Raw genomic sequence first — 24,785 nt, 5'->3', positions numbered from 1 at the left:
TCATGGGCTTCCGTCGGCCACCTCAAGAGAGGTCACATGGGGCTATTGCCCGACCATCGGCATCCAATTCTTCATATTTTCGTAGAGTGGCGCCTGTGACCCATCCAATCGGCCCAGCGAATCATCTCGCACGGAGATGCAGAAACGAAATGGCACGTATAGCGCCATTTCGCAAATTTTATGGCAGAGGCGAACTTACTTGAGTTCGACCTTGGCGCCAGCAGCTTCCAGCTTCTTCTGGATGTCTTCGGCTTCAGCCTTCGACACTGCTTCCTTGATCGCCTTGGGAGCGCCTTCAACCAGAGCCTTGGCTTCGCCGAGACCCAGGCCGGTGATGGCACGGACTTCCTTGATGACGTTGATCTTGTTGTCGCCGAAGGAGGCGAGGATCACGTCGAATTCAGTCTTTTCTTCAGCAGCAGCGGCCGGAGCACCGGCACCGCCAGCAGCGGCAACAGCAACCGGAGCAGCGGCGGAAACGCCCCACTTCTCTTCGAGCATCTTGGAGAGCTCGGAAGCCTCCAGGACGGTCAGTGCGGACAGGTCGTCAACGATTTTGGCGAGATCAGCAGCCATTTTGTTTCTCTCTATATAGGGTTGGGTTCGAACTATTGAAGGGCCTTACGCCGCTTCGCTCTTTTCCGCATGAGCGGCCAAAACACGGGCAATGCCCGCGCCCGGCGCCGCGACGACGGTTGCGATCTTCGCAGCCGGCTGTTTAACCAGACCGGCGAGCTTGGCACGCAGTTCGTCGAGCGACGGCATCGTGGCCAGCGCCTTGACGCCATTGGCGTCGAGCGCGGTTTGACCCATGGCGCCACCGAGGATGATGAACTTCTGGTTCTTATCCGCGAAGGCAGCTGCGATCTTGGGCGCAGCAACCGGGTCTTCCGCATAGGCGAGGACCGTTGGACCGGTAAACAGGTCCGCGATATCCGCAACGTCGGTTTCTTTCAGAGCGAGCTTGGCAAGGCGGTTCTTGGCGACTTTGACCTGTCCGCCAGCCTTCTTGACCTGCACGCGCAGGTCAGTAAAGGCAGCGACGGAGAGGCCGGAGTTTTGCGCGACGACGATCGACCCAGCGCCACCAAGGGCAGCCTGGAGCGAAGCGACGACTTCACGCTTTTCCGCTCTTTCCATTACAGTCTCCACGAATTGGTCGTCCGGCACGGAGCCTTGGACCATTGCCAAATGCTGGTGCCGGCAAGCCGGACATCAGCGGTTAGTGTGCCTGCCAGCCAAGCGCTCGAAAGCTCTGGCTTAGGTTCGATCCGCACCCCTGCCCTTGCGGGCCGAAATCCGGTTTCTCACCCCATCTATGCTGGCGCCTTGTGGCATTAAGCCAACCCAAATCGGTTGGTACCGGCAGTCTCGGACAGGACTTTTCGTTCCCGAAGGAACAATCCAGGCGAGCGAACCCGCCTGGAATTCTTGATCGGCCTTAGACGGCCGAAGCGGGCTCGACATGCACGCCCGGGCCCATGGTGGAAGACACGGCAACGCGCTTCACATAGGTGCCCTTGGCGCCAGCGGGCTTGGACTTCTGCACGGCATCGGTGAACGCCTTGATGTTCTGCAGCAGTTGCTCGTCCGAGAACGAGACCTTGCCAACGCCAGCATGAATGATACCGGCCTTTTCGACGCGGTACTCCACGGCGCCACCTTTGGCAGCCTTGACGGCGCCAGCGACATCCATGGTCACGGTGCCGACCTTGGGGTTCGGCATCAGATTGCGCGGGCCCAGGATCTTACCGAGACGGCCGACCAGCGGCATCATGTCCGGAGTGGCAATGCAGCGATCGAAATCGATCTTGCCGCCCTGGATGGTCTCGAGCAGGTCTTCGGCACCGACCACGTCGGCGCCAGCAGCGGTGGCTTCTTCAGCCTTGGCGCCACGGGCGAACACAGCCACGCGCACGGTCTTGCCGGTGCCATTGGGCAGGTTGACGACGCCGCGGACCATCTGGTCGGCGTGACGCGGGTCAACGCCCAGGTTCATTGCTACCTCAATGGTCTCGTCGAACTTGGCGGTGGCGCGTTCCTTGACCATCTTGATGGCGTCATCAAGCTTGTAGAGCTTGTTGCGGTCGATGCCCTCGCGAGCCTTGGCGACCTTCTTTGCGATCTTTGCCATTCTCTTAGCCCTCGACCTGAATGCCCATGGAACGGGCGGAGCCGGCAATCATCGACACAGCGGCGTCGACATTGTCAGCGTTGAGATCCTTCATCTTCTTTTCGGCGATCTCACGCAGCTGGGCTGTCGTGATGGTACCGGCCGATTCCTTGCCCGGCAGCTTGCTGCCCGACTTAAGGTTCACGGCTTTCTTGATGAAGTAGGTCACCGGCGGCTGCTTCATCTCGAAGGTGAAGCTCTTGTCGGCGTAGGCGGTGATTACCACGGGAATGGGCGAACCCTTTTCCATCTCCTGCGTGGCCGCATTGAAGGCCTTGCAGAATTCCATGATGTTCAGGCCGCGCTGACCCAGGGCCGGCCCGATCGGCGGGGACGGCGTTGCGGAGCCAGCGGGCACCTGCAGCTTTACGTAGCCAACGACTTTCTTTGCCATTTTTCGTCCTTTCTAGAGCCTGCCGAAGCAGGCGTTTGACGCCGTGGTGCGAGACTTAAGGGCAATTGGCGACCGCCCTGCTCTCCCACGGCTTCCCAGCCCGGGGGCTGGTGCGATTTGGCTCACGCCAATCGCTGGGATCAGACCTTTTCGACCTGACCATATTCGAGCTCCACCGGAGTGGGACGCCCGAAAATCGAAACTTCCACCTTGAGGCGGGCACGTTCGTGATCGACCTCTTCCACCACGCCGTTGAAGCTGGCGAAGGGACCGTCCGACACGCGCACATTCTCACCAACCTCGAAGCTGATAGAAGGTTTGGGATGCTCGACGCCTTCCTGCACCTGCTGCAGGATGGCCATGGCTTCCTTTTCCGAGATTGGCATCGGCTTGTTGTCCGAACCGAGAAAGCCGGTGACCTTGGGCGTGTTCTTGATGAGGTGGAACGCCTGGTCGGTCATTTCCATCTTCACCAGCACATAGCCCGGGAAGAACTTGCGCTCGGCATCGACCTTGCGGCCGCGCCGCACCTCGACGACCTTCTCGGTCGGCACGATGACGTCTTCGAAAAGGTCTTCCAGCTTGTTCTGGGCAACCTTCTGCTTGATGTCTTCGGCGACTTTGCGCTCGAAGTTCGAGTAAGCCTGAACGATGTACCAGCGCTTGGCCATGCCGCGTCGCCGCTCCTAGATATTAGTGTTCGTGACCCGACTAGCGGATCGAAAGCATCAGCGAGACCAGCCAGGAAATGACCTGATCCGCGACCAGAAAGAAGATGCTTGCGAAGGCGACCAGGACGAGAACCATCAGGGTCGAGACCAGCACTTCATTGCGGCCCGGCCAGGTTACCTTGGAAGCTTCCTGCCGCACCTGCTGCAGGAACGTCATCGGGTTGGTACGGGCCATCGAAATCTACTCTTTGGTGTTTTGGTGCAAAACCAAAGGCCGCGCAGGAATCCCGCACGGCTGGAGCTTGGGTATCTAGAGAAAGCCGGCGCCAATTGCAACAGCGTTCACAAACTATTCCAAGACCACCGAATCAGTGACGCCCACGACACTGTGTTAACGAATCCTGAAAAAGCTGTGGATTCTTCTTGCACTCCGCCGCGCGATGCACTTTGATCCGATTGCGACCAAAACATGGCTTCGGGAGGGCCTTGGCGTGGGGTTCGAGGATACGGCTTTCAGCGTGACGGCATGCGAGGTCCGATACTTTGGACCGCATAAGACGATATCGGGACGCATCACCGGCGTGGTGCGCGTCGGTATCGAAGAACGGTTCATGGGGAATAAGAGCCGCTACAACCTTGACCTCAAGGTGAAGGCTGATGTTGGCCATGTGCCCTCCAACGAGGTGCGCACGGCTCTGCTGGCGCATGCGGCCCATCAGCTTAACCGGCTAAAGTCGCGGCACACCCAAAAGTTCGCCGTGGCAGCTGAGTAGGCGCCCCTCCACCGTTTGTGATTTGCTTCAGGCGCGGCAGCGACCAAGTATGGAGCATGCGCAAACTAGCCAAGTCACTCTCTATTGCCGCCATGGCGACGCTGCTCGGCACCGCGTCGAGCTGGGCCGGGTGTCCTGCTGCGGTGCCCGCCACAACAGCCGAGGCGATCGCCGCAAACCAACAGCGCCTGCTCTGTCTGCAACTAGAGGCCAATGCTGCGGCTGCCGCTCGAGACCAGTCGCTCCAGCTGCGCGCTCTCCAAATGGACATCAAGCGGCTGGAACTACAGCAGCGATTCAACAATCTTCAACGGCTGAATCCGCCTTGAGGAAAGGGGCGGTCCCCCGCCCCTTTCGGGTTCTAGTTTAGTTGCTACTGCCTTCGGTCGTGACCGAGCCTTCGACTGACCCGCTTGTGTCGGTCGTTGCGGATCCATCGGTGGTGCCGGTCGCCTCGGTGCTCATGGCACCTTCGGTAGCGCTGCTGCTGCCCTCAGAGGCCGTATTGTCCTCGACATAGAGGACGACGTTACCGCCTTCTAGATCAACGCCAAGCACTTCTCCCGAACCGATGCCTTGTGCTGCCAGCTGCGAGGCAAGGTTCTGATTGGCGAACACCGCGGCATTCAGATCCGCGTTGGTTGTTGAGTTTGTGGTCAAGACCGTCGCATCGTCATCATCGCATCCGCTGACCATGATGATCTGCGCGTTGGTCGCGGCATTCAGCGACGCCATGTCCTCTTCGGTCCACGAAGCCATGGAGCTGAAATCGGCGAGGTAACACGCGCCGCTTTCCTCTTCAGTAGCCGTGCCGGAGGTGCCAGCCGCTGTTCCGCTACTTGTGCCACCGGAAGCCGAACCGCCAGCTGTCGCACCCCCCAATACAGTTCCGCCCGCAGTCGTACCACCGGAAGCATTGCCGCCGACAGCCTGCTCTTCTGCAGAGACGGTTCCATCGCCATCGCCGTCCAGGGAAGCGTCAACCTCAGCCGAAGCATCAGTGCTTGCACCCGTTGTGGTGCTCGCGCCGGTTCCCGAACCGGCAGCATCGGTTGCAGCGTCAACAGTGGCACCAGCCGTGGCGTCAACCGAAGCACCAGCTGCAGCGTCCATCGTGGCGCTAGCAGATTGAGCATAGGACATCGGCAAGAACGAAAGGGCCAAGGCTGCTGCCAAAGCCAGACAAGAAACGCTCTTCATGATCTCCTCCAGGAGAGTTCAAGCCACCCGCGGCAACCAAACGGGGAAGTGACAAGGAAGTTGCTCACGATTGACTTGAACGGAGGAAGCGGATGGTTCACATCCTCGGCTATGACGCACGTCCCCGCCGATCCCGATCCTTATGCCGAGCTCGATTATCGTTCCGACGCGGGCGAGTTGTCCGAAGAGTTCCGTAAGCCTGCAAAGGAGCGGCAGCTAAAGCGCTTGAGCGTGCGGCAAAGGCCACGCTGAACATCTCTGAGGCAGGCGATCTCGGCTGACTCGCGTCAGAGGCTTTGCATCAAATCATCGATTTGGAAGATTTCCGCCTGGCAGGGGCTGGGGGACTCGAACCCACGACCCTCGGTTTTGGAGACCGATGCTCTACCAACTGAGCTAAACCCCTTCAGGCGTGCGGCAGTGTCTAATAGCAAAGAACGCGCCGCGCAAGACCCTCTGACTGGCCTAGCGCCAGATATGGGGAACAAGCGGAATGGCCACAAGAAGAACACCGATCGACGCCACGAGGAAGCTGACCGACCGCCAGGGCGATACCCCTTTCATGTAGCACACGATGTGGGCAACCCTACCCAGGAAATACAGTGCCCCACCGGCGAGCGAGAGCCACCCCTGTTCGTCGAAGACGATCGACAGCACCGCCAGGGTGAGGAATGCCGGCAGCGTTTCCTGTAGATTGTTGAGCGCGCGTCGCGAACGGGAAAGCGCCACGGTTGGCTCGGGGAGATCATCCCTTGGCCCCATCTGCGCCTTCGCACCGACCTGGTCGGTGAGGTACTTGCCGGGCAATTGAACTTGCACGAGCAGCAGCAGCAGCACGAGGAAAATTATCAGCAGCATGAAGGTGTTCCGGCAGTGATCGTAGCGGCACTCTGCTCCCAACGGCTCCAGGCCGTAAAGAGATCACCGCGACCATTTACAAAGCCGACGGACAGATTGATAAAGGCGATGCGAGATCGGGAGCTGTGGCGAAAGCCAGTTTGATCACTCAGGGACATGAACGTCCCGGAAGGATGACGATGCGCCTATTTCTCGCCCTCACCACATTGCTGCTGAGCCCGTCTCTCGCCTTCGCCCACAGCGGCGGCCATGCTGGTGGCTTCGTTCATGGCTTTGAACACCCCATCGGCGGGATCGATCATGTCCTCGCTATGGTCGCGGTGGGCGTGTTTGCTTTTGTCCTGGGTGGACGGGCGCTGTGGGCGGTGCCCCTCTCCTTTGTCGGCATGATGCTGGTGGGCTTTCTGCTTAGGTCGGCCCACATCGGCCTGCCGCATGTGGAACTCGGCATCGCCCTTTCGAGCTTTGCTATTGGCGCGCTCGCGGCAGCGGGGCGCTCCCTGCCAGTCAGCCTTGCTGCAGTCCTCGTCGGGATCTTCGCGGTCTTCCACGGTCACGCGCACGGCGCCGAAATGCCGGCCGATGCCAGCGGACTAACTTATGGCCTGGGCTTTCTGGTGGCCACCGGCCTGCTCCATGTGGCCGGGATTGGTGTGACTGCCGGAGTGGCCAAGCTGGTCGGTCGTCATGGCACTGCCATGGCGCGCCTTACTGGAGGCGCGCTTACCCTATGCGGCGTGGGCGTGCTCGCGGGCTGGCTCTAGCGACGGTCGAGCAGGTGCTCGCCGTCTCAGCGCCTAACCGTGAGACCGGCGCACCCCCAGTAATCACGCCAGCCGAACAGCCGGCGCTCTCGCTATTCCTTGCGCGCCAACCAGCCCTGCATTTCTCGGACCTCCAGTTCCTGGGTGGCGATGATCTCCTGCGCCATCATCATGACCCAGGGCTCGGTTCCATATTGCTGTGCTACCTGCGCCATCTTAATGGCCCCCTGATGGTGCGGAATCATGCTGCACACGAAGGCGACCTCAAAATCTTCGGCGGTCATGCCCCGCATCATGTCTGAGTGCATGGGCTCCATGGTTTGCAGGAGCGCGGCATGTGCATCACCGGCGTCGGCAGCCATCATGTCGATATGCGCCTGCATCGAGCTGCCTCCATGATCGGCATGAATGTCACCACAAATGGCCGGTAGCGCCACCTCGGTGGCAGATACGGTGGGATTGTCGCGCACCAGCAGAGCGCCTGTAAAGGCGGCGACAAGCACCGCCGCAGTGCCCCATTTGATAATGTCCATGATCTTTGATCCTTCGATTTCGTGACCAGACCATCGCGCAAAAACCGGCGCCCGTGATTGACCGAGATCAAAGATGCGGGCGAAATGCATCTTTAGAACCGTCTCCGGACTGCAGGATTTGCAGGGACTATAGGAGTCGGAAGTGAAACACATGCAACAAGAGCCAAAGATGGCCAGCCGGTTCGGACGGACTGCGCTGCGCCGGCTCGCCCCTTTCGCCGCTGGTGCCGTGACGCTTGGCGGCGCCATGAGCCTTGCCACCCCCGCCTATGCACACGTGAAGTGGTTTGCCCCCTATGTGGTGGGCGCAGCCCCTGCGCCAATCACCGACACGTTGGCCAATGGCTGGTTCTGGCTCGGCATCATCCTTGTGCTGGCCTTCTTCGCCGCCACGGTGTTCTTCGAGCGCAGCCAGGCTGGCCCGACCATTGCTGCCGGCCTGGACCGCGCCAGCCTTCCGCTGTGGACCCGTTCGGACGACTTCATGCGGTGCGTTATCGGCGCCTTCTTCGTCGCCATCTTCGCCGTTGGCGGGGTCTACCTCACCCCCGACCTGCAGACCCCCAATGAGTGGGTGTCGTGGTTGCAGCTGTTGATCGCTGCGCTGGTATTTTCGCGCCGCACCATGCCCTTGGCCGCCGCAGGCATTATCGGCCTATGGGTCATCGCCCTGCGCGACTACGACTTCTTCCACCTGCTCGACTATCTCGCTCTTGGCGTGGCTGTCGCTGGCTACCTTGTTCTTGCGGCCGACCCGAACGGCAAGTGGTTTCAGCACCGCTTCACCATCTTGCGCTGGGGCGTGGCAATTGCGCTGATGTGGTCGAGCCTGGAGAAATTCGCCTATCCCGAATGGTTCTACCCACTGGTTGACGAGCGTCCGTTCCTGACCTTCGGCATGCCGCGTGATACCTTCATCCCGATGGCTGGCGTTGCCGAATTTACCATGGGCTTTGGCCTCCTCTGGACCCCCTTGATTCGTCGCCTCTCGGCCATTGCGCTGCTGATCATCTTCATCGCCGCGGTCTATCCTTTCGGCCGCATCGACCTGGTTGGCCACGCTTTGATCATGGGCACGCTCTTCCTGATCGCCGCCGACCCGACACCTTCGGGCCTCAAGCTCAAGAGCCTCGTGCCTGCCGTCGGCAGCATCCCAGCAGGACTACTCGCCGCCCTGGTCGTCATTGCCGGCAGCTACTGGGGGCTCCACGCCATGTTCTACGACTATGAGCGCCACACCGGGCCGGTCGCCCCAGACGGCGAATTGCTGACCCACCTGCCCAACCCCGAGCACCCGCACGGCCTCACCGTCCTGCAGCCCGCACAGTAAGCAAAAGTGGCAGTCTCGCACGTGGCGGGGCTGCCTTCATTTTTGAGGCTTGCATGCGTCTCACCCAGTTTACCGATTACGCCTTGCGATTGATGATGCATGTGGCTTCCAAGTCCGGGCAACGCGTCACCATTCAGGAAGCCGCCGCCTTCTACGGCATCTCCCGCTTCCACCTCATGAAGGTGGCGAACCTGCTTGCCCGCGAAAACTTGCTGCGGCCCAGCCGCGGTCGCAGCGGCGGCCTTTGTCTCTCCCGGCCTGCCAGTGAGATCATGATCGGCGACATCATCCGGGTAACCGAACCCGACTTTGCCATGGTCGGATGCATGAGCGGCGCGGACTGCCCCCACACACCCGTCTGTAGCCTGCCGCAGGTTCTCAACGAGGCTCTGGAGGCGTTTATTGCGACCGCCAACGGCCACTCGTTGGCCGAGCTGGTTGCTCCGCTCGCTTTAGCGAGCGCTCAGCAGGGCCGTGGCAATGTCGGCAAAACCAAGGCCTGCCGGCCGGTTGACGATCCATTGCGGCTTGAACAACAGATCATCAAGGATGGGGAGGATATTTCCCACCCCAAAGGAATTGCGGATAAAGCCGAACATGGGACCATCATTGCGGCTGTCCCCGACAAAGGCGGTTGAACGCGCCACATCGCTGTCCGCCACGCCCCACTGCCCCAGCAGTCGCTCGCTCATAGCGCGTTTATTGTAGTCGCCGATCCAGGTGTTGATGTGGATCGAGCTGATGGCCACGGTTCCCCCTTGGGCACGGATCGCCTCGGCCAGGGCGTCGATCGCCTCCCGGCTGTGCCCGCCAATATCGATGGCAACGTCGGCAAGACGAAAGGCCTGATCGTGCGCGACGGGAAAGCTCTCGCCCAGGAGCGGCGTGATGGCTTGAAGATGCTGGCGCTGGCGCTTGGCCTGGACCTCCTCGCCTTCCCAGAACTCCACCTCGACCCGCCCCCCGACCCGGCGCATTTTAAAGGCGCCGCTCTCCCCGATTACCGCTGCAACCGGCCAGGCGCGCACGATATGCTCGCACCAACCCGCAGAGCCACCGGTAACCGGGACGATGGCGATGCCGGCTTCATGCAGGTCCCACAGCGCCTGATAGCTCTGGGGCAGCAGCCGCCCCTCGGTGGTGAGGGTGTCGTCGATGTCGGTGAAGAGATACCGCACCTGGGCCAGCTCATCGGCCGCCGGAACGACCCCACGGAAGATCATGCCGGCACCTCTTCGCACAGCACCAGTTCGGTGCCGGCTGCTTTGAGCGTCCGCGCAATTTCGTCATCGGGTAGACGATCGGTAAACAGGCAACTGACGCGGCTGAACGGCACCACGCGCACCGAGGCGTCACGCGTCCACTTGCTGGCGTCAGCCGCCAGAAATTGCGCGCGGGAATTGTCGATCAAAGCTGTGGTGATCTGGGCCTCGCTGTAGCTGAAGTCGAGCACGCCATTAGCCGGGTGGAGGGCTCCGGCCCCGATGACTGCGTAGGAAGCGTAGAACTTTTCGAAAAAGCGCAGCACATCGGCGCCGACCACGTCCCGGTCATTGTGGCGCAAAAGCCCGCCCGTCAGGTGCACCTCGATATGGGGCGCTTCGCACAGGGTCAGTGCCACATCGATATTGTTGGTGACGATCGTCAGCCCCTCATGACCGCGCAGCGCTTCGGCCACGAACTGCACCGTACTGCCAATGCCCATGAACACGGTCGAGCGGGGTTCGATAGCCTCGGCAATGCGCCGGGCGATCCGCTGCTTGGCTGTGCTGTTGAGGGCCGCGCGAGCGTTAACCGAGATGTTCCGCGCCTCGACCGGCACATCGACCCCGCCATGGAAACGCCGGGCATAGCCGAGATCGCAAAGGGCATTGATGTCACGCCGGATGGTTTGCGTAGTTAAATGATAACGTTCCGCCAGAGCTTCAATGTATTGAGCGCCTTCGGTCTCGATGAGAGCCAGGATGTCGCGTTGCCTGCCTGACAGCATGTCCCGCTCCCATGCCCCGCTCAGCTCAGGAACAGGCGTGGATCGTCGGTGATGACGCCGGCTAGGCCGGCCCGCCAGAAGGAAGCCAGTGCGTCCGGATCGTTGCAGGTCCAGACCCGCACCTTGATGCCGCGCTTTTGCGCCTCCTCCAGCAAGCCGATGCTGACAGCCTTATAGTGCATGTGGATGGTCTTGGCCGGGATGCCGGCGAGTTGAGCTTCCCAGTCCTGCGGCACCTGCACCCAGAGCATGGCCATCTCGAGTTCTGGCTCGAGCTGGTGCATGGCCTTGAGCGCTCCGGGATCAAAGCTCGAAATCATGATTTCGGTTTGCGGCGAGCGCGTACGCAAGGCGGCCTGCACGGCGCTGGTGAGTTGATCCAGCGATTTGTGGTGCTTGTGCTGCTTGATCTCGACGTTAGCGCTGAGACCCAGCTCGCCCAGAACCTTGAGCGCTTCTTCGAGGGTGGGAATGCGCTCGCCGGCGAACTGATCCTTGAACCAGGCGCCAGCGTCCAGCCGGCCCAGGTCGCCCCGCGTCAGCTCGCCCAGGGATCCGGCGCCGGAGGTGGTGCGGTCCACCGTGTCATCATGGATGACCACCAAGGTGCCATCGGCGAGAAGCGCAACGTCCAGTTCTACCCATTTGGCGCCCTGCTCGGCAGCGACCCGAAACGCGGCCAGCGTGTTCTCCGGTGCAAGGGCTGAGGCGCCACGATGGGCCTGGACTTCATCCCGGGCGGGACCATTCTTCACGGTTTCAGTCATGACGCTTCTTTCCGAACGGGCTCGCCTGCCCCTATGTCGGTTCTGTTACGGTTTTGCGACAGTGCCGGGCGGGCGCAAGGCTTTCCCCCTACTCCACTCGTTTTCCCGATTGGCTGTTGAAGGGGTGGATGGCTGAGAGTGGGATGTGGCAGGTGATGGTTTGGGCTTCGGAGACGGTGGCGCGGCCGTGGGTAACCAGGATCAGCGGTTCGGCGAGGGGGTCGAGACGCACATAGAGGTGGCTTTCCCCGCCCACCGGCTCGATCAGTTCAACCACGCCGGTGAGGGTGATGCCTTCGCCCGGACCCAGACGCAGGGCGTCGGGGCGGATGCCGATGATGTCGGCGCCTTGGGGTAGCTGGTCGGGCAGCGTGCCGGCGGCGGCGCGAAGCTGATCGAGGGGGATGAGGTTCATGGGTGGCGAGCCGATGAACCCCGCGACGAAGAGCGAGGCGGGCCGCTCATAGAGGTCCATGGGCTTGCCCTCCTGCTCGATGCGGCCGGCATGCATCACCACCAGCCGATCGGCCAGGGTCATGGCCTCGAGCTGGTCGTGGGTCACATAGACGCTGGTGGTGCCCAGCGAGCGCTGGAGCCGGCGGATCTCGATGCGCATCTGCCCGCGCAGCTTGGCGTCGAGATTGGAGAGCGGCTCGTCGAACAGGAAGGCCTTGGGCTGGCGCACGATGGCGCGGCCCATGGCGACGCGCTGGCGCTGCCCCCCCGAGAGCTGGCGCGGCTTGCGGTCGAGGAAGGGCGTGATCTCGAGGATGCGGGCCGCTTCACTGACGCGGGCGTCGATCTCGGGTCGTGGCGTGCCGCGGTTCTTGAGCCCGTATTCCAGGTTCTGCCGCACGCTCATATGGGGATACAGCGCATAGTTCTGGAACACCATGGCGATGTCGCGCTCGGCAGGTTCCTTGTCGTTGACCACCGCATCGTCGATGGCGATGGTGCCCTCGGTCACCGTTTCGAGCCCGGCGATCATGCGCAGCAGCGTGGACTTGCCGCAGCCCGAAGGGCCCACCAGCACCACCAGTTCGCCATCGAGGATGTTGAGGTCGAGCCCGTGCACCACCTGGGCGCCACCGGGATAGGTCTTTTTGACCCCGGACAGGGTGATCGTGGCCATGGGGTTATTTCTCCGTTTCGACCAGGCCTTTAACGAAGAGGCGCTGCATGAAGATGACAATAAGGACGGGGGGCAGCATGGCCAGCATCACGGCGGCCATGACCAGGTGCCATTGCGGCTCGGCATCGGCCGTGGCGGCCAGCCGCTTGATGCCCATGACCACCGTGTAATAGCGGCTGTCGGTGGTCACCAGCAGGGGCCAGAGATATTGCACCCAGCCATAGATGAACAGGATCACGAACAGTGCCGCGATATTGGTGCGGCTGAGCGGCAGCAGGATATCGCGGAAGAACTTCATGGGCCCCGCCCCGTCCACCCGCGCTGCTTCCATCAGCTCATCGGGGATGGTGAGGAAAAACTGACGGAAGAGGAACGTGGCCGTCGCCGAGGCGATCAGCGGCAGGGTCAGCCCCAGATAGGAGTTGAGCAGGCCCAGATTGGCGACCACTGCAAAGGTGGGGATGATGCGCACCTCGACCGGCAGCATCAGGGTGATGAAGATGATCCAGAAGGCCAGAAGGCGGAACGGGAACTTGAAGAAGACGATGGCATAGGCCGACAGCAGCGAGATGATGATCTTGCCCACCGCGATGATCACCGCAATGATCAGCGAGTTGGTGAGCATGATCCATAGCGGTGGCGCGCCGGCCGTGGAGATGCCCACGGTCAGCATGCGGCCGTAGTTTTCCAGCAGGTGCGGACCCGGCAGGAGCGGCACCAGCCCGCGGAAGAAGTCGCCGCTGGTGTGGGTGGAGGCGACAAAGGCCAGATAGACCGGGAAGGCGACGACAAGGACGCCGGCCAGCAGCACCAGATGGGTGAGCAGCGTCAGCCAGGGGCGGTTTTCGACCATGATGTTTTGTTTCCCTCTGGTCCCTAGTACTGCACGCGCCGCTCGACATAGCGGAACTGCACCACCGTCAGGGCGATGACGATCAGCATCAGCACCACCGACTGGGCTGCCGAGGAGCCGATGTTGAGCCCCAAAAAGCCGTCGGCATAGACCTTGTAGACCAGGATGTTGGTGGCCTGCCCCGGGCCGCCCGAGGTGGTCGCATCGATGATGCCGAAGGTGTCGAACATGGCGTAGTTGATGTTGACGATCAAAAGGAAGAAGGAGGTGGGTGACAGGAGCGGGAAGATGATGGTCCAGAACCGCTTCATGGGCCCCGCGCCATCGATGGCCGCCGCCTCGCTCAGCGATTGGGGCACCGATTGCAGCCCCGCCACGAAGAACAGGAAGTTGTAGGAGATCTGCTTCCAGCTCGCCGCAATGATGACCAGGAGCATGGCCTGCTCGCCATTGACGCGATGGTTCCAGCCAATGCCCAGCCCCCGCAGCAGATAGGGGGCGATGCCGATGGTGGGGTTGAACATGAACCACCATAAAATGCCCACCACCACCGGGCCACTGCATAGGGCCAGACCAGCAGCGTGGTATAGATCCGATTGGTGCGCAGCACGCGGTTGACCGCCACCGCCAGCACCAGCGACAGGCTCATCGAGAACAGCGTTACCGAGATGGCGAACACCCCCGTGACCCAGAGCGCGTTGACGTAACCGGGGTCGGCAAACAGGCGCTGGTAGTTCTCGAACCAGATAAAGGTGGTGCGGAAGCCAAAGGGGTCCTCGCGCTCAAAGCTCGACTTCACCGCCTGGGCCGCCGGCCAGATAAAAAACACCAGCGTGACCGCCAGCTGCGGGCCAGCAGCAGATAGGGCAAGAGCTTGTTGGGGAAGATGGTGCGCTTGGCCTGCATGGGCACTCCGGCGGCAATAGGCTGCTATCGAAGGGGGCCTGGCACGGCTGCGCCAGGCCCCTTGGAGATTGGGTGGCTGAGCCGCCAGGGCGGCTCAGCGGCAGCGGCTTAGCTGTTGGCGGCTTCGAAGTCGCGCAGGATCTGGTTGCCACGCTCGACAGCCGCGTCCAGGGCTTCCTGGGCGGTCTTGTTGCCGGCCAGGAGAGCTTCGAACTCTTCGTCGATAACGGTGCGCACCTGGGTCAGATTGCCAAAGCGGATGCCCTTGGAGTTGGCCGACGGCTCACCCCGGGTGATCTGCTCAATGGCCACTTCCGAACCGGGGTTCTCGCCGTAATAGCCCTGCTCCTGGCCCAGCTCATAGGCGGCATTGGTGATCGGCAGGTAGCCGGTCGCCTGGTGCCACTCGGCCTGCACTTCGGGGCTCGAGAGATAGGTGAAGAACTGGGCAACGCCGTCATAGACCGCCTCGTCCTTGCCGTTCAGCACCCACAGGGTCGCCCCGCCGATGATCGAGTTCTTGGGCTCTGCAATCGCATCGTCGTAATAGGGCAGCGGGGCAAAGCCGACCTCGAAATCGGTGGCGTTGGCGATGACGCCGGCGCGCGAAGCCGAGGAGTTCATGTACATGGCGCATTCGCCCGCATAGAACTTCGGCGGCGCATCGGCACCACCCACCGGACCGCCATACTGGAACAGGCCTTCGTCAGCCCAGGCCTTGAGGTTCTCCCAGTGCTGGGTCTGCACCTCGCCATTGAAGGTGAACTCGGTGCCCAGGCCACCAAAGCCGTTCTCGAGCGTGCCATAGGGCTGGTCGTGAATGGCCGAGAGGTTCTCCAGCTGCACCCAGCTTACCCAACCGGTGGTGAAGCCGCAGGGGGCAGCACCCGCCTCCATGATGGTGCGGCTCATCTCCTCGAGCTCGGCCCAGGTCCGGGGCGGGGTCTCGGGATCAAGCCCAGCAGCCTCGAACACGTCCTTGTTGTAGTACATGATCGGGGTCGAGGAGTTGAACGGCATCGAGAGGATATTGCCCTCGGTGTCCGAATAATAGCCGGTCACCGGCTCGAGGAATGCCGAGGGATCCCAGGGCTGATCATTGTCGGTCATCAGCTGGTAGACCGGGCGGACGGCGCCTTCGGCCGCCATCATGGTGCCGGTGCCAACCTCGAACACCTGCACAATGGCGGGCTGCTCATTGGCTCGGAACGCGGCAATCGCCGAGGTCAGCGTCTCGGCATAGGTGCCCTTATAGGTCGGCACCACAACAAACTCGTCCTGGCTCTCGTTGAAGCCCTGCGCAATCGCCTCAAGCTTCTGACCCAACTCGGCATCCATCGCATGCCACCAGCTGATCTCAGTTTGCGCAAAGGCCGGCGTTGCAGCCAGCACGGCCGCCATTCCTGCAGACAGGAACAGTGCGTTCTTGAACATGCTCACTCCCATTTTCTTATTCGCCAGGAGCCTCCCGCTCCCGTGCTTACCTAAGTGGTAGCAGCCGAGTTCAAGTTTGCAAGCCGAAAATGTTCACTTGAACACAGCCCTGCATGCTCGACGTGATAAGCGCCGAACAAGATACTGATGCTACTTACGTTACAAGCTGAGCTGCGCTGCTGCGATCGGGTACAACACGCTGGCCATTGCCGCGCGAGCTTTCATGTGAACATGATAGGATCAAAAACGCTCCTGCTTAGATTAACTCGGCAGTTGAGCGAGGAGACCCGATGTACTTCATTGCCGTACACCTGATTGCCGCAATCGTTCTGCTCTTGTGGGCCGTACGCATGGTGCGCACCGCGGTGGAACGCGCCTACTCCGCGCAGCTCAAGCGTCTGCTGGCACATGCCGACAAGAGCCGCGTGGCAGCAGCCGGCGCCGGCACTGTGATGGCCATTGCCCTGCAGAGTTCAACAGCGGTGGCTGCACTCGCCTCGGGCTTTGCTGCCGGCGGGCTGATGCAGGGGGCGACGGGCCTCGCTTTGATGCTAGGGGCGTATCTTGGCTCGGCGATCGTCGCCAGCATTCTCTCGTTCGATCTAAGCCTCCTTATGCCACCCCTGATCATTGCGGGAGGTATCTTGTTCTTGCGTGGTACCAGCCGGCAGACCAAGCAATTGGGACGCATGGTGCTGGGCATCGCCTTCGTGCTGCTGTCCCTCGAGATGGTCTCCGAGGCCACCGCCCCTTGGCGTGACAGCGCCGTGGTCGGAACCATCATCGGCTATCTGGAGGGGGATCTCTGGACCGGTTTCCTGGTCGCGGCGCTGATTACCTGGATGTCCTATTCCTCGGTGGCGAGCGTGCTTGTCATCATCACCTTCGGGTCCGCCGGATTGATCCCGTTCGATGTTGCCGCGGCCTTTGTGCTGGGCGCCAATCTCGGAGGCACGCTGATTGCGCTCGGCCTCACCCGTGGCGCCGATATTCGCGCCCGCCGCATCGCCATGGGGGCCCTTGCCTTCCGCGGCGGCGCCGCGCTCTTGTGCCTGGCTTTCTACCAATTGCTCCGTGGTAACATCGGTGAACTGCCCGGCGGCGTGGGGCAGCAGGCCAGCGTGTTGCACATCGCGTTCAATCTCGGCGTCCTCATCCTGGGGTTGCCGTTAACGCGTCTCACCGCAAACCTGGCCGACAAGTTCATCAACGAACCACCAACTGAAGGGGAGCTTAACGTCGCTCGCCTGCGCACACCCGCCTTGCTCGCCAACAACTACCGCAATGCCGATGCGGCCCTCGCCAGTGCAACCCGCGAATTGCTACGCATGAGCGAGATGGTTGAGGTGATGCTGCAGCCGGTGATGGATGTCTACCAGAGCGGCGACAAGGCGGCCGTCCGCCGGATCAAGGCCCTTGAGGTGGAAGTGGATCAAGCTAATCGCGAGATCAAGCTCTTCCTTACGCGGCTAGACTGGGACCAGATGGACGAGATCCAGACCCGGCGCGCCTCCGACCTCACCAATTTTGCCATCAGCCTTGAGCAGGCGGGCGACATCATCGCCAAGCAATTGCTAAAGCTTGCAGACCAAAAGCAAGAACGGCGGCTCACCTTTTCCCCGCAGGGCTGGCAGGAGCTGACCGATCTCCACGCCCGCGTGCTCGACAACATGCAGCTCGCCCTGAATGTTCTCGTCTCAGAGGATACCGAGTCTGCTCGGCAGCTGGTAGCGGAGAAGGACGAAATCGGGGTCCTCGAGCGCCGCAGCATGGATCTCCATTTCGCGCGGCTGCGGGTGGGCAACGCCACCAGTATCGCCACCAGTGACCTACACCTCGAGACAATCCACGCGCTGCGGCGGATCAACTCCCTCCTCAGCGGGATCGCCTATTCGATCCTGAGCGACAATGGCGAACTCCTAAGCTCCAGGCTGGTGCACGCCCCCTCATAGAGGCCATACTGCACTTCTCCCGATTGCTCTGAGATAGAAGACTCTTCCGCACTACGCAGCCGCTCACGGGAATGGGAACCATGCGTGAGGCAGTGAGTTGAGTGGAGACCTTACACGAGCTTGGGATAAGCAGACATGGCACGCAACGTGACAGCAATCTACCGTACCCACGCCGTTGCCGATCTGGTTCGACAGGAACTGGAGGCGATCGGCCTATCGCGCGGCGATATCCACATCATTCCAGATCAGGCGCAGGCAAGCGGCGGTGACTACCAGTCGCATGATGACCGGCTGCACGACCTTCACCTGCCGGAAAATGACCTTCGCACCTATCAGAACTGCGTGCGGCGTGGCGACTTTGTCGTTTCGGCCGAGGTGGCTGACGACGGCGACATCGCCAATGTTCAGAAGATCATGCGCCGGCCCGAGGATGAGGCCTATAACCTCGACCTCACCGATAGCGACTACGCCGACCAGACGGTGTACCCCCGCAGCGATGCCGACCCATACACCAATTTGCGTGGCGGCTCGGCAGAACGCGACCCTGCCTACACGGACCCATATGTACGGTCTTACCGTCGTGGCGCCCTTTGACCCCTAAACCATCAACATAAAAGCGGAAGAACAAGAAATGGCAAATTATCGAGACCCAAAGGTCACCGACGGCGGTAATAAGAGCAGCGGTGCTGGTAAGTGGATCGGCATTGCGATCGCCGTTATTCTCGCCCTGCTGCTGCTTGGTTGGCTGTTGGGCTGGTTCGCTACCGATGAGCCAGAGCCGGTCATCGAGGAAACTCCAGTTATCACCGAGACTGAGCCTGCGATCGTCGAGGAAGAGCCCATCGTGGAAGAGGTCGAGCCAATCGTTGAGCCGATCGATGCAGAACCGGTGGCCACCCCTGAGGTCGACGCTGTCGTTACCGAAGTTGAGCCGGTTGATGCTGTCGAGCCAGCCGAGCCTGACGCTGTGGTCGTAGCTCCCGTCGAGGACGACGCTGAGCCGCTGGAAACCGATGAAGAGACAATCCCTGCTCCGACCATCACTCCGGTTCAGTAATCTAGACGATTTGAGCCCAAGAATTACGGACCCCGCTTCGGCGGGGTCTTTCTATTGGTGTCTAGTTCCGAACGCCGCTCCCTGTTCCTGCCCCTTCGGCGCTGTCGAAGAACCGGATGACGCACCGGGCCATCCGCCAGAATGGCAATCAAACCCCTCCTCCCCAGCTTTCGTCTCGCCCAGCGGTTAGACTGCCTCCTGGACTTGCCAATCAATCGTAGCCCTGGTGTTGCGGTTGGCAAATGCGCTGTGGCCCGGTCGCGCCACGAGGGCCGCCTGCATGGGAGCGTCGGCGGGTCTGCAGTTGAGTTCAGTGTGGCGGGTTGACCGTCGTCAGCATCTAGGACCCACAGGGTCTACAGCGCCCCCTCCGCCCCCGCACTTGTACCGCTCATCCCCGCGGTGCGGACCTCCATTACCCTAGGTGGGCAATATTGGAGGTTGAAATGGACCGGTTTGAGAATAGGCGCTTAGCGACACTGGCCCAGCCATCTCGGGATATGAGTTCGTGCCATCCGACACTAACAATCTACAAGAAATCACGCGCGCGATTAATGTTGGCGCGGGAGGTGATCTTGCCGTGGAGATGGCGTGGGGCGGCGAGGTCACATTGAAGGCGGTGCCCGGCGGAACGCTCCTGCCGCTGGGGGTACGGAAAGTTCTCGCGGCAACCACCGCCACTTATCTCTTGGGCTGTGCTGACCATGGGCGGTTTGCTTGGTGTTGCGGCAATCGGGGGTTACAGCGGCAATCCGGTTCCGCGATCGCTGGTGGGAGGACCAGGCCGCCCTCACCTCGACTTTGCCGGCAATCGCTTTTGGCGGGATGGACGCCAGTTCGCCACTCTAGGAGCGTTTCTCAACGCTATCGGAGGCGCCGTGGTCAGTGGACCCGTCACCTTTCCCTGGACGGACGCTTCGGTGCAGGTCCGGGTCGACGCACTTGTGGCGGAGCACCCAACGGGCAACGAGGTGCTCTACTCACTCGACGATGGCACCAACTGCCTGAGAGTACGACGAGACATCTCCTCCCAAGTGGTGCGGGTATTCGCCATCGCCAACGGCACCACATTATCGGACATCGGCACGATGGCGGCGGCGCGGCTGGGCCATCCGCTCCAGCCAGTCAGCGCAGTCCAAGACCTTCCACGCCGCAGTTAAGGACGCGGGCAGCACTGCAAACGTCGTCGCCACAGCAATGCCGGTGGTGACGACCTTCCGGCTCGGCACGGGCGCTCAGGTGAACCTCGGCAAGAGGTGCACTGTCGCGAGTCCCAGCAATTGCGGGAGGTTTTCAGTGGGCTGCAGATCATGGAACTGAACCCGGGATAGTCCCACCGCGCCTCTTCCAAGGCGCGGCGGTCCGGCCCTTCCCCACAGATGACAAAGGTCAAATCTTCGCGTCGGTAGAGGCATCGCGCCACCTCTAACAAGGTGTCCATTCCTTGCTTCAGCCCAAGGCTGCCGGAGTAGAGCACCACATGCGGCGTCGCAATATTCCATTCGGATCGGTACCTGGAAGGCCCATCCAGTGGCTGCACCCGCTCCAGATCAGCCCAGTTGCGCAGTTGCACAATTCGATGGGCAAGCACGCCCTTCTCGGCAAGTTTCCGGCACATCTGCGGATGAGATAGTACTCACCGTGTCAAACATCAGGATGGTGAGGCACTCAACGGCTCTCCCCAGCCGGCAGACACGACCCTCGCGCAGCAGACCAGTTGCTATAGCCGCCTCAAGCTGGAGACCCGCAAAAACTGCTTTGGTGAGCCCCAGCTTTTCCATGAGTGCTGGCTGAGTTCAGTGTCGGGCTAGGGCTTCGGCCCTGGGTGGCGACCCATGGAGGCGTTTTCGAGGTGCTTCGGGCGGACTCATGCCTTGGCAACGCACCTTTCGTGGAAGATCAGGCGGTCGAAGTTGTAGGCGAGATTGGCCAAGGTGAGTTTGGCTTCGGCTCTGGTGATGCCGATGGTGCGGATGAACAGGCCGAACCGGTTTTTCTGATGGGCAAAGACATGCTCGACCTTGGCACGGATCGCAGACTTGGCCGCGTTGGCTCTGGCGGTCGCGATCGGCATCGATTTGCCCTTGGGCTTGCGCCGATGGATGCGGCTGGTCAGCATGCGGTCGGCGAGCCAAGCCTCGTTGCTCTGTGAGCGGTAGGCGCTGTCGGCCCAGACTTCGCTGCCAGTGTTTTGTCGGTCGATGACCTGGCGCAGCATGCGTCCATCGGGATGATTGGCCGAGGTCACGGCAGCGGCCCGGATGAAGCCATAGCGCCGGTCGATGCTGATATGGCTTTTGTATCCGAACACCGGCAGCGCGATCATGGGCAACGGCGTGCCATCTGGCCGATACCGCACCCTGCCGCCAATCTTGAGCGTCCAGCGCGCATCGGTATCCTTCTGCGCCGCCTTGGCCGGCTCGTCAGGCCATATCTCCTGTGCCGTCTTGCCAGCCTTGATGGCGTCCCGCTCGCCATCGGTGTTGCGCTGCTTGGGCGCAGGCACCAGGGAGGCGTCGACGATCTGCCCCGACATAGGGATGTAGCCCTTCTTGTGCAGTTGCCAGTCGAACGCCTTCATCACCCGCTTGAGCGTGCCGGTCTCGGTCATCCGGTTGCGGAAATGGCGAATGGTGTTCTCATCGGGGGTGCGGTCACCGAGCGAGAACCCCAGGAACCGCATCCAGCTGAGCCGATCCCGGATCATGAACTCCATGCGGGCATCGGATAAGTTGTGCTGGGCTTGCAGGATCAGTATCTTGAACATGGCTACCGGATCGAACGGAGGGCGGCCACCCTTGCTGCCATCGCCATAACCCAGCCCTTCGACCAGCCAAGACCGGAAGTACTCAAAGTCTACCGTCTGCTCCAACACCTCGAGCGGATCGCCATGCTGACTCAGCGCCTCAAGATGATCGTTGAGACTGAACAGCGAGTGTGGGTCCATGATGCAGCTCCATGATCGGGCGACATCAGTGAATCACGATAGCATCGATGCTGCGAGAGTTTTTGCGGGTCTCCAGCTCGAAATCCTGGAAATGCAGCCAAGCGCGGGCGCCGCAGAGAATTGCCGCCAATTTGGCTATTGGAGCTGAAGCTAAGGAAGGCGCCACCGTGAACACGACGTCCGGACGCATGGAGCGGGCCGCCAACACCGCCGGCAGGAGGGTGTTGGCCGCAAAGCTAAAGTGATGGAGCAGTCGTCCGAGGCCGCTAGGTCTATGCGGCAAGTAGTGCCGCACCCGCTGTATCGACACACCATCTTCAAGTGCCGGATCGGTCCAGGCCGTCCCACCACTTGGAACACTTGCCAACGCGGGTAATATGGCACGCCGGCGATGACTTTAACTTCGTTCCCCGCAGCAGCAAGCGCCTCTGCCAAACCCGTTGTATAGACGCTGATCCCCATGCACTCGGGTGCATAGTTGAGGCCGACAATCAATATCTTCAATACAATACGCCTTCGGATTGGAGCCCGGCGCAAGTTTCGCCTCTAGTCGGCTATACTAGAGGTAAATACGTACTCAGAGAAAAATTGCACCACGACAGCGACTAAGCGCGGCGCCTTACTTTCGCTCGGCCAGACTTGTAGTGCCTATACCATGCAACGAAGGCGCGCACGCCGGTGGCGAGGTCTGTTTGCGGTACAAATTTGGTCAGCGCCGCTAACAAATTCTCGTCGGCAAATGTATCCACCACGTCGCCTTGCTGGCGTGGCAGCATATTGCGCTTGGCCGGCATGCCCATCGCCGCCTCGACGGCAGTGACAAAGTCGAGCAGTCCGGTGGGTTCGCCCCCCGCAATGTTGACCACGCGCCAGGGTGCGACAGGCGAAAGAGAATCCGTCACTCCCTCCACCTGCACCGGCTGCCCCGCAACGGGCACCACATCCATCAGCCGCACAATGCCTTCGATCAGGTCATCGATATAGGTGAAGTCCCGCCGCATCTGGCCCATGCCGTAGATGTCGATAGGTTCGCCCTTCTCGATCGCGTCCACGAACTTGAACAGCGCCATGTCGGGCCGGCCCCACGGCCCAAACACCGTGAAGAACCGGAAGCAGGTGGTCGGGATCGCATAGAGATGCGCATAGGAATGCGACATCGCCTCGCAGGCCTTCTTGGTTGCGGCATAAAAGGAGATCGGGAAGTCCGTCCGGTCCACTTCGCCGAACGGCATCTGTTCATTGCCGCCATAGACCGATGAAGTGGAAGCGATCAGCAGGTGCTGCGGCGGATGCGCCCGCATGGCCTCAAGCAGATTGAAGGTGCCCACCAGGTTCGAGCTGACATAGGTCTCGGGTTGCTCGATAGAATAGCGCACCCCAGCCTGTGCGGCGAGATGAAACACCATGTCGGGCTGGAAGTCCGCAACAGCCCGGTCGAGCTCTGCCTTGTCCTCCAGCATGGCCTCGACGGCGGTGAACCGCGCCTCCTGACGGAGAATGGCATGGCGTCGGCGCTTCAGCTCGACATCGTAATAGGCCGACATACCGTCATAGCCGAGAACCTCATGCCCCTCAGCCAACAAGCGGCGGGCGAGGTGGAACCCCACAAAGCCCGCCGATCCAGTAACTAGTGCCTTCATTCGGCAGCTTGCGCCACGCCCGCAGCTTCGGCGCGCGCTGGCTTGCCGATGCTGTAGTAGGTGAAGCCCTTCGCCTCGACTTCTTTGCGACGATAGACATTGCGCAGGTCCACCAGCACGGGACTGTTCATGACGCTGCGCGCCCGATCAAAATCGAGCGAACGGAAAGCGTTCCACTCGGTGACCAGCACCAGCGCATCGGCTCCGCTCGCCACATCATAAGCGTCGGTCCCGTACTCGATGTTCTCGAGCACGTGTCTGGCCGCCTGCATCCCCTCGGGGTCATAGCCCCGCACCTTGGCTCCGGCATCCACCAGGGTCTGCACAATGGCAATGGCGGGCGCGTCGCGCATGTCGTCGGTATTGGGCTTAAAGGTAAGACCAAGCAAGCCGATGGTCTTGCCGCGTACATCGCCACCACAGGCGGCAATGATCTTGCGGCCCATGGCGCGCTTGCGCTGGTCGTTGATGGAGATGGTGGTCTCCACCAGCCGCAGTGGGCTGTCATAGTCCTGGCCGGTCTTGACCATGGCTAGCGTATCCTTGGGGAAGCACGAGCCACCATAGCCAGGACCGGCATTGAGGAACTTCGAACCGATGCGATTGTCGAGGCCGATACCCCGCGCCACGTCCTGCACGTCGGCGCCGACGCGCTCGCAAAGGTCGGCGACCTCGTTGATGAAGGTGATCTTCATGGCGAGGAACGCATTGGCGGCATACTTGGTCAATTCAGCCGTGCGACGGCCGGTGAACAGGAGCGGCGCCTGGTTAAGATAAAGCGGGCGGTAGACTTCCGACATCACCTCGCGCGCGCGCTCGTCCTCGATCCCAACTACAATCCGGTCGGGGCGCTTGAAGTCCTCGATGGCAGCGCCTTCGCGCAGGAACTCGGGGTTGGAGACCACCACCACATCTGCCTGCGGATTAGTTTCGCGGATGATGCGCTCTACCTCGTCACCGGTTCCTACCGGCACGGTGGATTTGGTCACCACGACGGTGAAGCCGGTCACCGCCTTGGCGATCGAGGCTGCCGCTGCATAGACATAGCTGAGATCAGCATGGCCATCGCCGCGTCGCGACGGCGTGCCCACCGAAATGAACACCACCTGGGCGCCAGCAACAGCCTCGTCGAGGCTCGTGGTGAAGGACAGCCGCCCGGCCGCCTTGTTGTCGGCGACCAACTGCTCCAGCCCCGGCTCGAAGATTGGTATCTCGCCATTGTTCAGCGCTGTGATCTTGCGCTCGTCGAGGTCGATGCAGGTCACTTCGTGACCGAAGTCTGCAAAGCACGCCCCGCTGACCAGACCAACATAACCAGACCCAACAACGGCAATCTTCATGGCAGTCCCTCACAATTGGTGTGCTCTTCCTAAAGGAGAGTACCCTTTGTGACTAGAACCCTGTGTCGGTA

The 24,785-nt window shown here is 61.3% G+C and carries 26 protein-coding genes, 1 tRNA gene and 3 pseudogenes; 10 read left to right on the top strand and 20 right to left on the bottom strand.

The features are described 5' to 3' along the window. Positions 1-195: 195 nt before the first annotated feature. The 6 genes from rplL to secE all read right to left on the bottom strand — a co-directional run bounded on the left by rplL (position 196) and on the right by secE (position 3,473). Positions 196-576 carry a 50S ribosomal protein L7/L12 gene (gene rplL, locus QOV41_RS08560; RefSeq protein ID WP_284580803.1) on the bottom strand — a complete coding sequence of 127 codons (381 nt, stop codon included), beginning with the start codon at positions 574-576 and terminating at the stop codon, positions 196-198. A 45-nt stretch (positions 577-621) separates the two neighbouring features. Then, the gene (gene rplJ / locus QOV41_RS08555) at positions 622-1,140 is read right to left on the bottom strand and encodes a 50S ribosomal protein L10 (protein WP_284580802.1); all 519 of its coding nucleotides are present in this window, start codon (positions 1,138-1,140) and stop codon (positions 622-624) included. Positions 1,141-1,441: 301 nt separating this feature from the next. Continuing rightward, the gene (gene rplA / locus QOV41_RS08550; RefSeq protein WP_284580801.1) at positions 1,442-2,134 is read right to left on the bottom strand and encodes a 50S ribosomal protein L1; all 693 of its coding nucleotides are present in this window, start codon (positions 2,132-2,134) and stop codon (positions 1,442-1,444) included. A 4-nt stretch (positions 2,135-2,138) separates the two neighbouring features. Next, positions 2,139-2,567 (bottom strand): 50S ribosomal protein L11, encoded by a 429-nt coding sequence (gene rplK / locus QOV41_RS08545; protein ID WP_284580800.1) that lies wholly within the window; start codon positions 2,565-2,567, stop codon positions 2,139-2,141. Positions 2,568-2,707: 140 nt separating this feature from the next. Further along, complete coding sequence (gene nusG / locus QOV41_RS08540) at positions 2,708-3,238, bottom strand: transcription termination/antitermination protein NusG (protein WP_284580799.1); 531 nt, start codon at positions 3,236-3,238, stop codon at positions 2,708-2,710. A 40-nt stretch (positions 3,239-3,278) separates the two neighbouring features. Further along, positions 3,279-3,473 (bottom strand): preprotein translocase subunit SecE, encoded by a 195-nt coding sequence (gene secE, locus QOV41_RS08535; protein WP_284580798.1) that lies wholly within the window; start codon positions 3,471-3,473, stop codon positions 3,279-3,281. 256 nt (positions 3,474-3,729) lie between these two features. On the opposite strand from secE, the gene QOV41_RS08530 reads away from it, so the two are divergent. Both QOV41_RS08530 and QOV41_RS08525 read left to right on the top strand, forming a co-directional pair. Further along, complete coding sequence (locus tag QOV41_RS08530) at positions 3,730-4,011, top strand: hypothetical protein (RefSeq protein WP_284580797.1); 282 nt, start codon at positions 3,730-3,732, stop codon at positions 4,009-4,011. 56 nt (positions 4,012-4,067) lie between these two features. After that, positions 4,068-4,340, top strand: coding sequence for a hypothetical protein (locus QOV41_RS08525; protein WP_284580795.1), 273 nt, complete (start codon positions 4,068-4,070; stop codon positions 4,338-4,340). Between the two features lie 37 nt (positions 4,341-4,377). On the opposite strand, the gene QOV41_RS08520 is transcribed toward QOV41_RS08525, so the two are convergent. From QOV41_RS08520 to QOV41_RS08510, 3 genes are all read right to left on the bottom strand, one after another. Next, positions 4,378-5,211 carry a hypothetical protein gene (locus QOV41_RS08520; protein ID WP_284580794.1) on the bottom strand — a complete coding sequence of 278 codons (834 nt, stop codon included), beginning with the start codon at positions 5,209-5,211 and terminating at the stop codon, positions 4,378-4,380. A 330-nt stretch (positions 5,212-5,541) separates the two neighbouring features. Next, positions 5,542-5,617: transfer RNA gene (locus QOV41_RS08515), tRNA-Trp, on the bottom strand. 59 nt (positions 5,618-5,676) lie between these two features. Beyond that, a complete protein-coding gene (locus tag QOV41_RS08510; protein ID WP_284580792.1) occupies positions 5,677-6,069 on the bottom strand; it encodes an MAPEG family protein in 393 nt (130 codons plus the stop codon). Positions 6,070-6,248: 179 nt separating this feature from the next. Here QOV41_RS08510 and QOV41_RS08505 point away from each other — a divergent pair, with 179 nt between their 5' ends. Continuing rightward, positions 6,249-6,833, top strand: coding sequence for a HupE/UreJ family protein (locus tag QOV41_RS08505; RefSeq protein ID WP_350150978.1), 585 nt, complete (start codon positions 6,249-6,251; stop codon positions 6,831-6,833). A gap of 92 nt (positions 6,834-6,925) precedes the next feature. On the opposite strand, the gene QOV41_RS08500 is transcribed toward QOV41_RS08505, so the two are convergent. Next, on the bottom strand, positions 6,926-7,366 hold the full coding sequence (locus QOV41_RS08500) for a DUF305 domain-containing protein (protein WP_284580789.1): 441 nt from the start codon (positions 7,364-7,366) through the stop codon (positions 6,926-6,928). A gap of 169 nt (positions 7,367-7,535) precedes the next feature. Here QOV41_RS08500 and QOV41_RS08495 point away from each other — a divergent pair, with 169 nt between their 5' ends. After that, on the top strand, positions 7,536-8,696 hold the full coding sequence (locus QOV41_RS08495; RefSeq protein WP_284580787.1) for a hypothetical protein: 1,161 nt from the start codon (positions 7,536-7,538) through the stop codon (positions 8,694-8,696). A 53-nt stretch (positions 8,697-8,749) separates the two neighbouring features. Next, a pseudogene (locus QOV41_RS08490) lies at positions 8,750-9,127 on the top strand (RrF2 family transcriptional regulator); the annotation flags it as partial. A gap of 21 nt (positions 9,128-9,148) precedes the next feature. On the opposite strand, the gene QOV41_RS08485 reads toward QOV41_RS08490, so the two are convergent. From QOV41_RS08485 to ugpB, 7 genes and pseudogenes are all read right to left on the bottom strand, one after another. Continuing rightward, positions 9,149-9,919, bottom strand: a complete 771-nt coding sequence (locus QOV41_RS08485) for an HAD family hydrolase (RefSeq protein WP_284580785.1) — start codon at positions 9,917-9,919, stop codon at positions 9,149-9,151. Continuing rightward, positions 9,916-10,686 (bottom strand): DeoR/GlpR family DNA-binding transcription regulator, encoded by a 771-nt coding sequence (locus tag QOV41_RS08480; protein ID WP_284580784.1) that lies wholly within the window; start codon positions 10,684-10,686, stop codon positions 9,916-9,918. Before QOV41_RS08480 ends, QOV41_RS08485 begins: the two co-directional genes overlap by 4 nt. A gap of 20 nt (positions 10,687-10,706) precedes the next feature. Next, positions 10,707-11,453: a glycerophosphoryl diester phosphodiesterase gene (locus QOV41_RS08475; protein WP_284580783.1), complete on the bottom strand. Its 747-nt coding sequence runs from the start codon at positions 11,451-11,453 to the stop codon at positions 10,707-10,709. Positions 11,454-11,541: 88 nt separating this feature from the next. After that, positions 11,542-12,585 carry a sn-glycerol-3-phosphate import ATP-binding protein UgpC gene (locus QOV41_RS08470; RefSeq protein WP_284577741.1) on the bottom strand — a complete coding sequence of 348 codons (1,044 nt, stop codon included), beginning with the start codon at positions 12,583-12,585 and terminating at the stop codon, positions 11,542-11,544. 4 nt (positions 12,586-12,589) lie between these two features. Beyond that, the gene (ugpE, locus tag QOV41_RS08465; protein ID WP_284577742.1) at positions 12,590-13,438 is read right to left on the bottom strand and encodes a sn-glycerol-3-phosphate ABC transporter permease UgpE; all 849 of its coding nucleotides are present in this window, start codon (positions 13,436-13,438) and stop codon (positions 12,590-12,592) included. A gap of 23 nt (positions 13,439-13,461) precedes the next feature. Continuing rightward, positions 13,462-14,344: pseudogene (ugpA, locus tag QOV41_RS08460) on the bottom strand (sn-glycerol-3-phosphate ABC transporter permease UgpA). A gap of 108 nt (positions 14,345-14,452) precedes the next feature. Continuing rightward, on the bottom strand, positions 14,453-15,778 hold the full coding sequence (gene ugpB, locus QOV41_RS08455; RefSeq protein WP_284580781.1) for a sn-glycerol-3-phosphate ABC transporter substrate-binding protein UgpB: 1,326 nt from the start codon (positions 15,776-15,778) through the stop codon (positions 14,453-14,455). Positions 15,779-16,068: 290 nt separating this feature from the next. Between ugpB and QOV41_RS08450 the strand changes: the two genes are divergently transcribed. From QOV41_RS08450 to QOV41_RS08435, 5 genes and pseudogenes are all read left to right on the top strand, one after another. After that, complete coding sequence (locus tag QOV41_RS08450; RefSeq protein ID WP_284580779.1) at positions 16,069-17,730, top strand: Na/Pi cotransporter family protein; 1,662 nt, start codon at positions 16,069-16,071, stop codon at positions 17,728-17,730. Between the two features lie 135 nt (positions 17,731-17,865). Next, a complete protein-coding gene (locus QOV41_RS08445) occupies positions 17,866-18,324 on the top strand; it encodes a hypothetical protein (protein WP_284580778.1) in 459 nt (152 codons plus the stop codon). 37 nt (positions 18,325-18,361) lie between these two features. Further along, on the top strand, positions 18,362-18,787 hold the full coding sequence (locus QOV41_RS08440) for a hypothetical protein (RefSeq protein WP_284580776.1): 426 nt from the start codon (positions 18,362-18,364) through the stop codon (positions 18,785-18,787). 490 nt (positions 18,788-19,277) lie between these two features. Next, a pseudogene (locus QOV41_RS19855) lies at positions 19,278-19,472 on the top strand (spike base protein, RCAP_Rcc01079 family); the annotation flags it as partial. 19 nt (positions 19,473-19,491) lie between these two features. Next, on the top strand, positions 19,492-19,947 hold the full coding sequence (locus QOV41_RS08435; protein ID WP_284580774.1) for a hypothetical protein: 456 nt from the start codon (positions 19,492-19,494) through the stop codon (positions 19,945-19,947). Between the two features lie 707 nt (positions 19,948-20,654). Here QOV41_RS08435 and QOV41_RS08430 read toward each other — a convergent pair. The 3 genes from QOV41_RS08430 to QOV41_RS08420 form a co-directional block, all read right to left on the bottom strand. Beyond that, the gene (locus tag QOV41_RS08430) at positions 20,655-21,734 is read right to left on the bottom strand and encodes an IS5 family transposase (protein ID WP_284577058.1); all 1,080 of its coding nucleotides are present in this window, start codon (positions 21,732-21,734) and stop codon (positions 20,655-20,657) included. A gap of 605 nt (positions 21,735-22,339) precedes the next feature. Beyond that, the gene (locus QOV41_RS08425; protein WP_284580772.1) at positions 22,340-23,374 is read right to left on the bottom strand and encodes an SDR family NAD(P)-dependent oxidoreductase; all 1,035 of its coding nucleotides are present in this window, start codon (positions 23,372-23,374) and stop codon (positions 22,340-22,342) included. Then, entirely contained in the window at positions 23,371-24,714 is a 1,344-nt protein-coding gene (locus tag QOV41_RS08420; RefSeq protein ID WP_284580771.1) for a UDP-glucose dehydrogenase family protein, read from the bottom strand. Before QOV41_RS08420 ends, QOV41_RS08425 begins: the two co-directional genes overlap by 4 nt. Positions 24,715-24,785: the final 71 nt, after the last annotated feature.

The sequence above is a fragment of the Devosia sp. RR2S18 genome (assembly GCF_030177755.1).
Taxonomy (GTDB): domain Bacteria; phylum Pseudomonadota; class Alphaproteobacteria; order Rhizobiales; family Devosiaceae; genus Devosia; species Devosia rhizosphaerae.
The sequence above is the reverse complement of the archived record's forward strand: the minus strand, read 5'-3'. Positions and strand labels throughout refer to the sequence as shown.

Coding starts and splice junctions, on each gene's coding strand:
- rplL (WP_284580803.1), bottom strand. CDS start 576: ATGGCTGCTGATCTCGCCAAAATCGTTGACGACCTGTCCGCACTGACC.
- rplJ (WP_284580802.1), bottom strand. CDS start 1,140: ATGGAAAGAGCGGAAAAGCGTGAAGTCGTCGCTTCGCTCCAGGCTGCC.
- rplA (WP_284580801.1), bottom strand. CDS start 2,134: ATGGCAAAGATCGCAAAGAAGGTCGCCAAGGCTCGCGAGGGCATCGAC.
- rplK (WP_284580800.1), bottom strand. CDS start 2,567: ATGGCAAAGAAAGTCGTTGGCTACGTAAAGCTGCAGGTGCCCGCTGGC.
- nusG (WP_284580799.1), bottom strand. CDS start 3,238: ATGGCCAAGCGCTGGTACATCGTTCAGGCTTACTCGAACTTCGAGCGC.
- secE (WP_284580798.1), bottom strand. CDS start 3,473: ATGGCCCGTACCAACCCGATGACGTTCCTGCAGCAGGTGCGGCAGGAA.
- QOV41_RS08525 (WP_284580795.1), top strand. CDS start 4,068: ATGCGCAAACTAGCCAAGTCACTCTCTATTGCCGCCATGGCGACGCTG.
- QOV41_RS08520 (WP_284580794.1), bottom strand. CDS start 5,211: ATGAAGAGCGTTTCTTGTCTGGCTTTGGCAGCAGCCTTGGCCCTTTCG.
- QOV41_RS08510 (WP_284580792.1), bottom strand. CDS start 6,069: ATGCTGCTGATAATTTTCCTCGTGCTGCTGCTGCTGCTCGTGCAAGTT.
- QOV41_RS08505 (WP_350150978.1), top strand. CDS start 6,249: ATGCGCCTATTTCTCGCCCTCACCACATTGCTGCTGAGCCCGTCTCTC.
- QOV41_RS08500 (WP_284580789.1), bottom strand. CDS start 7,366: ATGGACATTATCAAATGGGGCACTGCGGCGGTGCTTGTCGCCGCCTTT.
- QOV41_RS08495 (WP_284580787.1), top strand. CDS start 7,536: ATGGCCAGCCGGTTCGGACGGACTGCGCTGCGCCGGCTCGCCCCTTTC.
- QOV41_RS08485 (WP_284580785.1), bottom strand. CDS start 9,919: ATGATCTTCCGTGGGGTCGTTCCGGCGGCCGATGAGCTGGCCCAGGTG.
- QOV41_RS08480 (WP_284580784.1), bottom strand. CDS start 10,686: ATGCTGTCAGGCAGGCAACGCGACATCCTGGCTCTCATCGAGACCGAA.
- QOV41_RS08475 (WP_284580783.1), bottom strand. CDS start 11,453: ATGACTGAAACCGTGAAGAATGGTCCCGCCCGGGATGAAGTCCAGGCC.
- QOV41_RS08470 (WP_284577741.1), bottom strand. CDS start 12,585: ATGGCCACGATCACCCTGTCCGGGGTCAAAAAGACCTATCCCGGTGGC.
- ugpE (WP_284577742.1), bottom strand. CDS start 13,438: ATGGTCGAAAACCGCCCCTGGCTGACGCTGCTCACCCATCTGGTGCTG.
- ugpB (WP_284580781.1), bottom strand. CDS start 15,778: ATGTTCAAGAACGCACTGTTCCTGTCTGCAGGAATGGCGGCCGTGCTG.
- QOV41_RS08450 (WP_284580779.1), top strand. CDS start 16,069: ATGTACTTCATTGCCGTACACCTGATTGCCGCAATCGTTCTGCTCTTG.
- QOV41_RS08445 (WP_284580778.1), top strand. CDS start 17,866: ATGGCACGCAACGTGACAGCAATCTACCGTACCCACGCCGTTGCCGAT.
- QOV41_RS08440 (WP_284580776.1), top strand. CDS start 18,362: ATGGCAAATTATCGAGACCCAAAGGTCACCGACGGCGGTAATAAGAGC.
- QOV41_RS08435 (WP_284580774.1), top strand. CDS start 19,492: ATGGGCGGTTTGCTTGGTGTTGCGGCAATCGGGGGTTACAGCGGCAAT.
- QOV41_RS08430 (WP_284577058.1), bottom strand. CDS start 21,734: ATGGACCCACACTCGCTGTTCAGTCTCAACGATCATCTTGAGGCGCTG.
- QOV41_RS08425 (WP_284580772.1), bottom strand. CDS start 23,374: ATGAAGGCACTAGTTACTGGATCGGCGGGCTTTGTGGGGTTCCACCTC.
- QOV41_RS08420 (WP_284580771.1), bottom strand. CDS start 24,714: ATGAAGATTGCCGTTGTTGGGTCTGGTTATGTTGGTCTGGTCAGCGGG.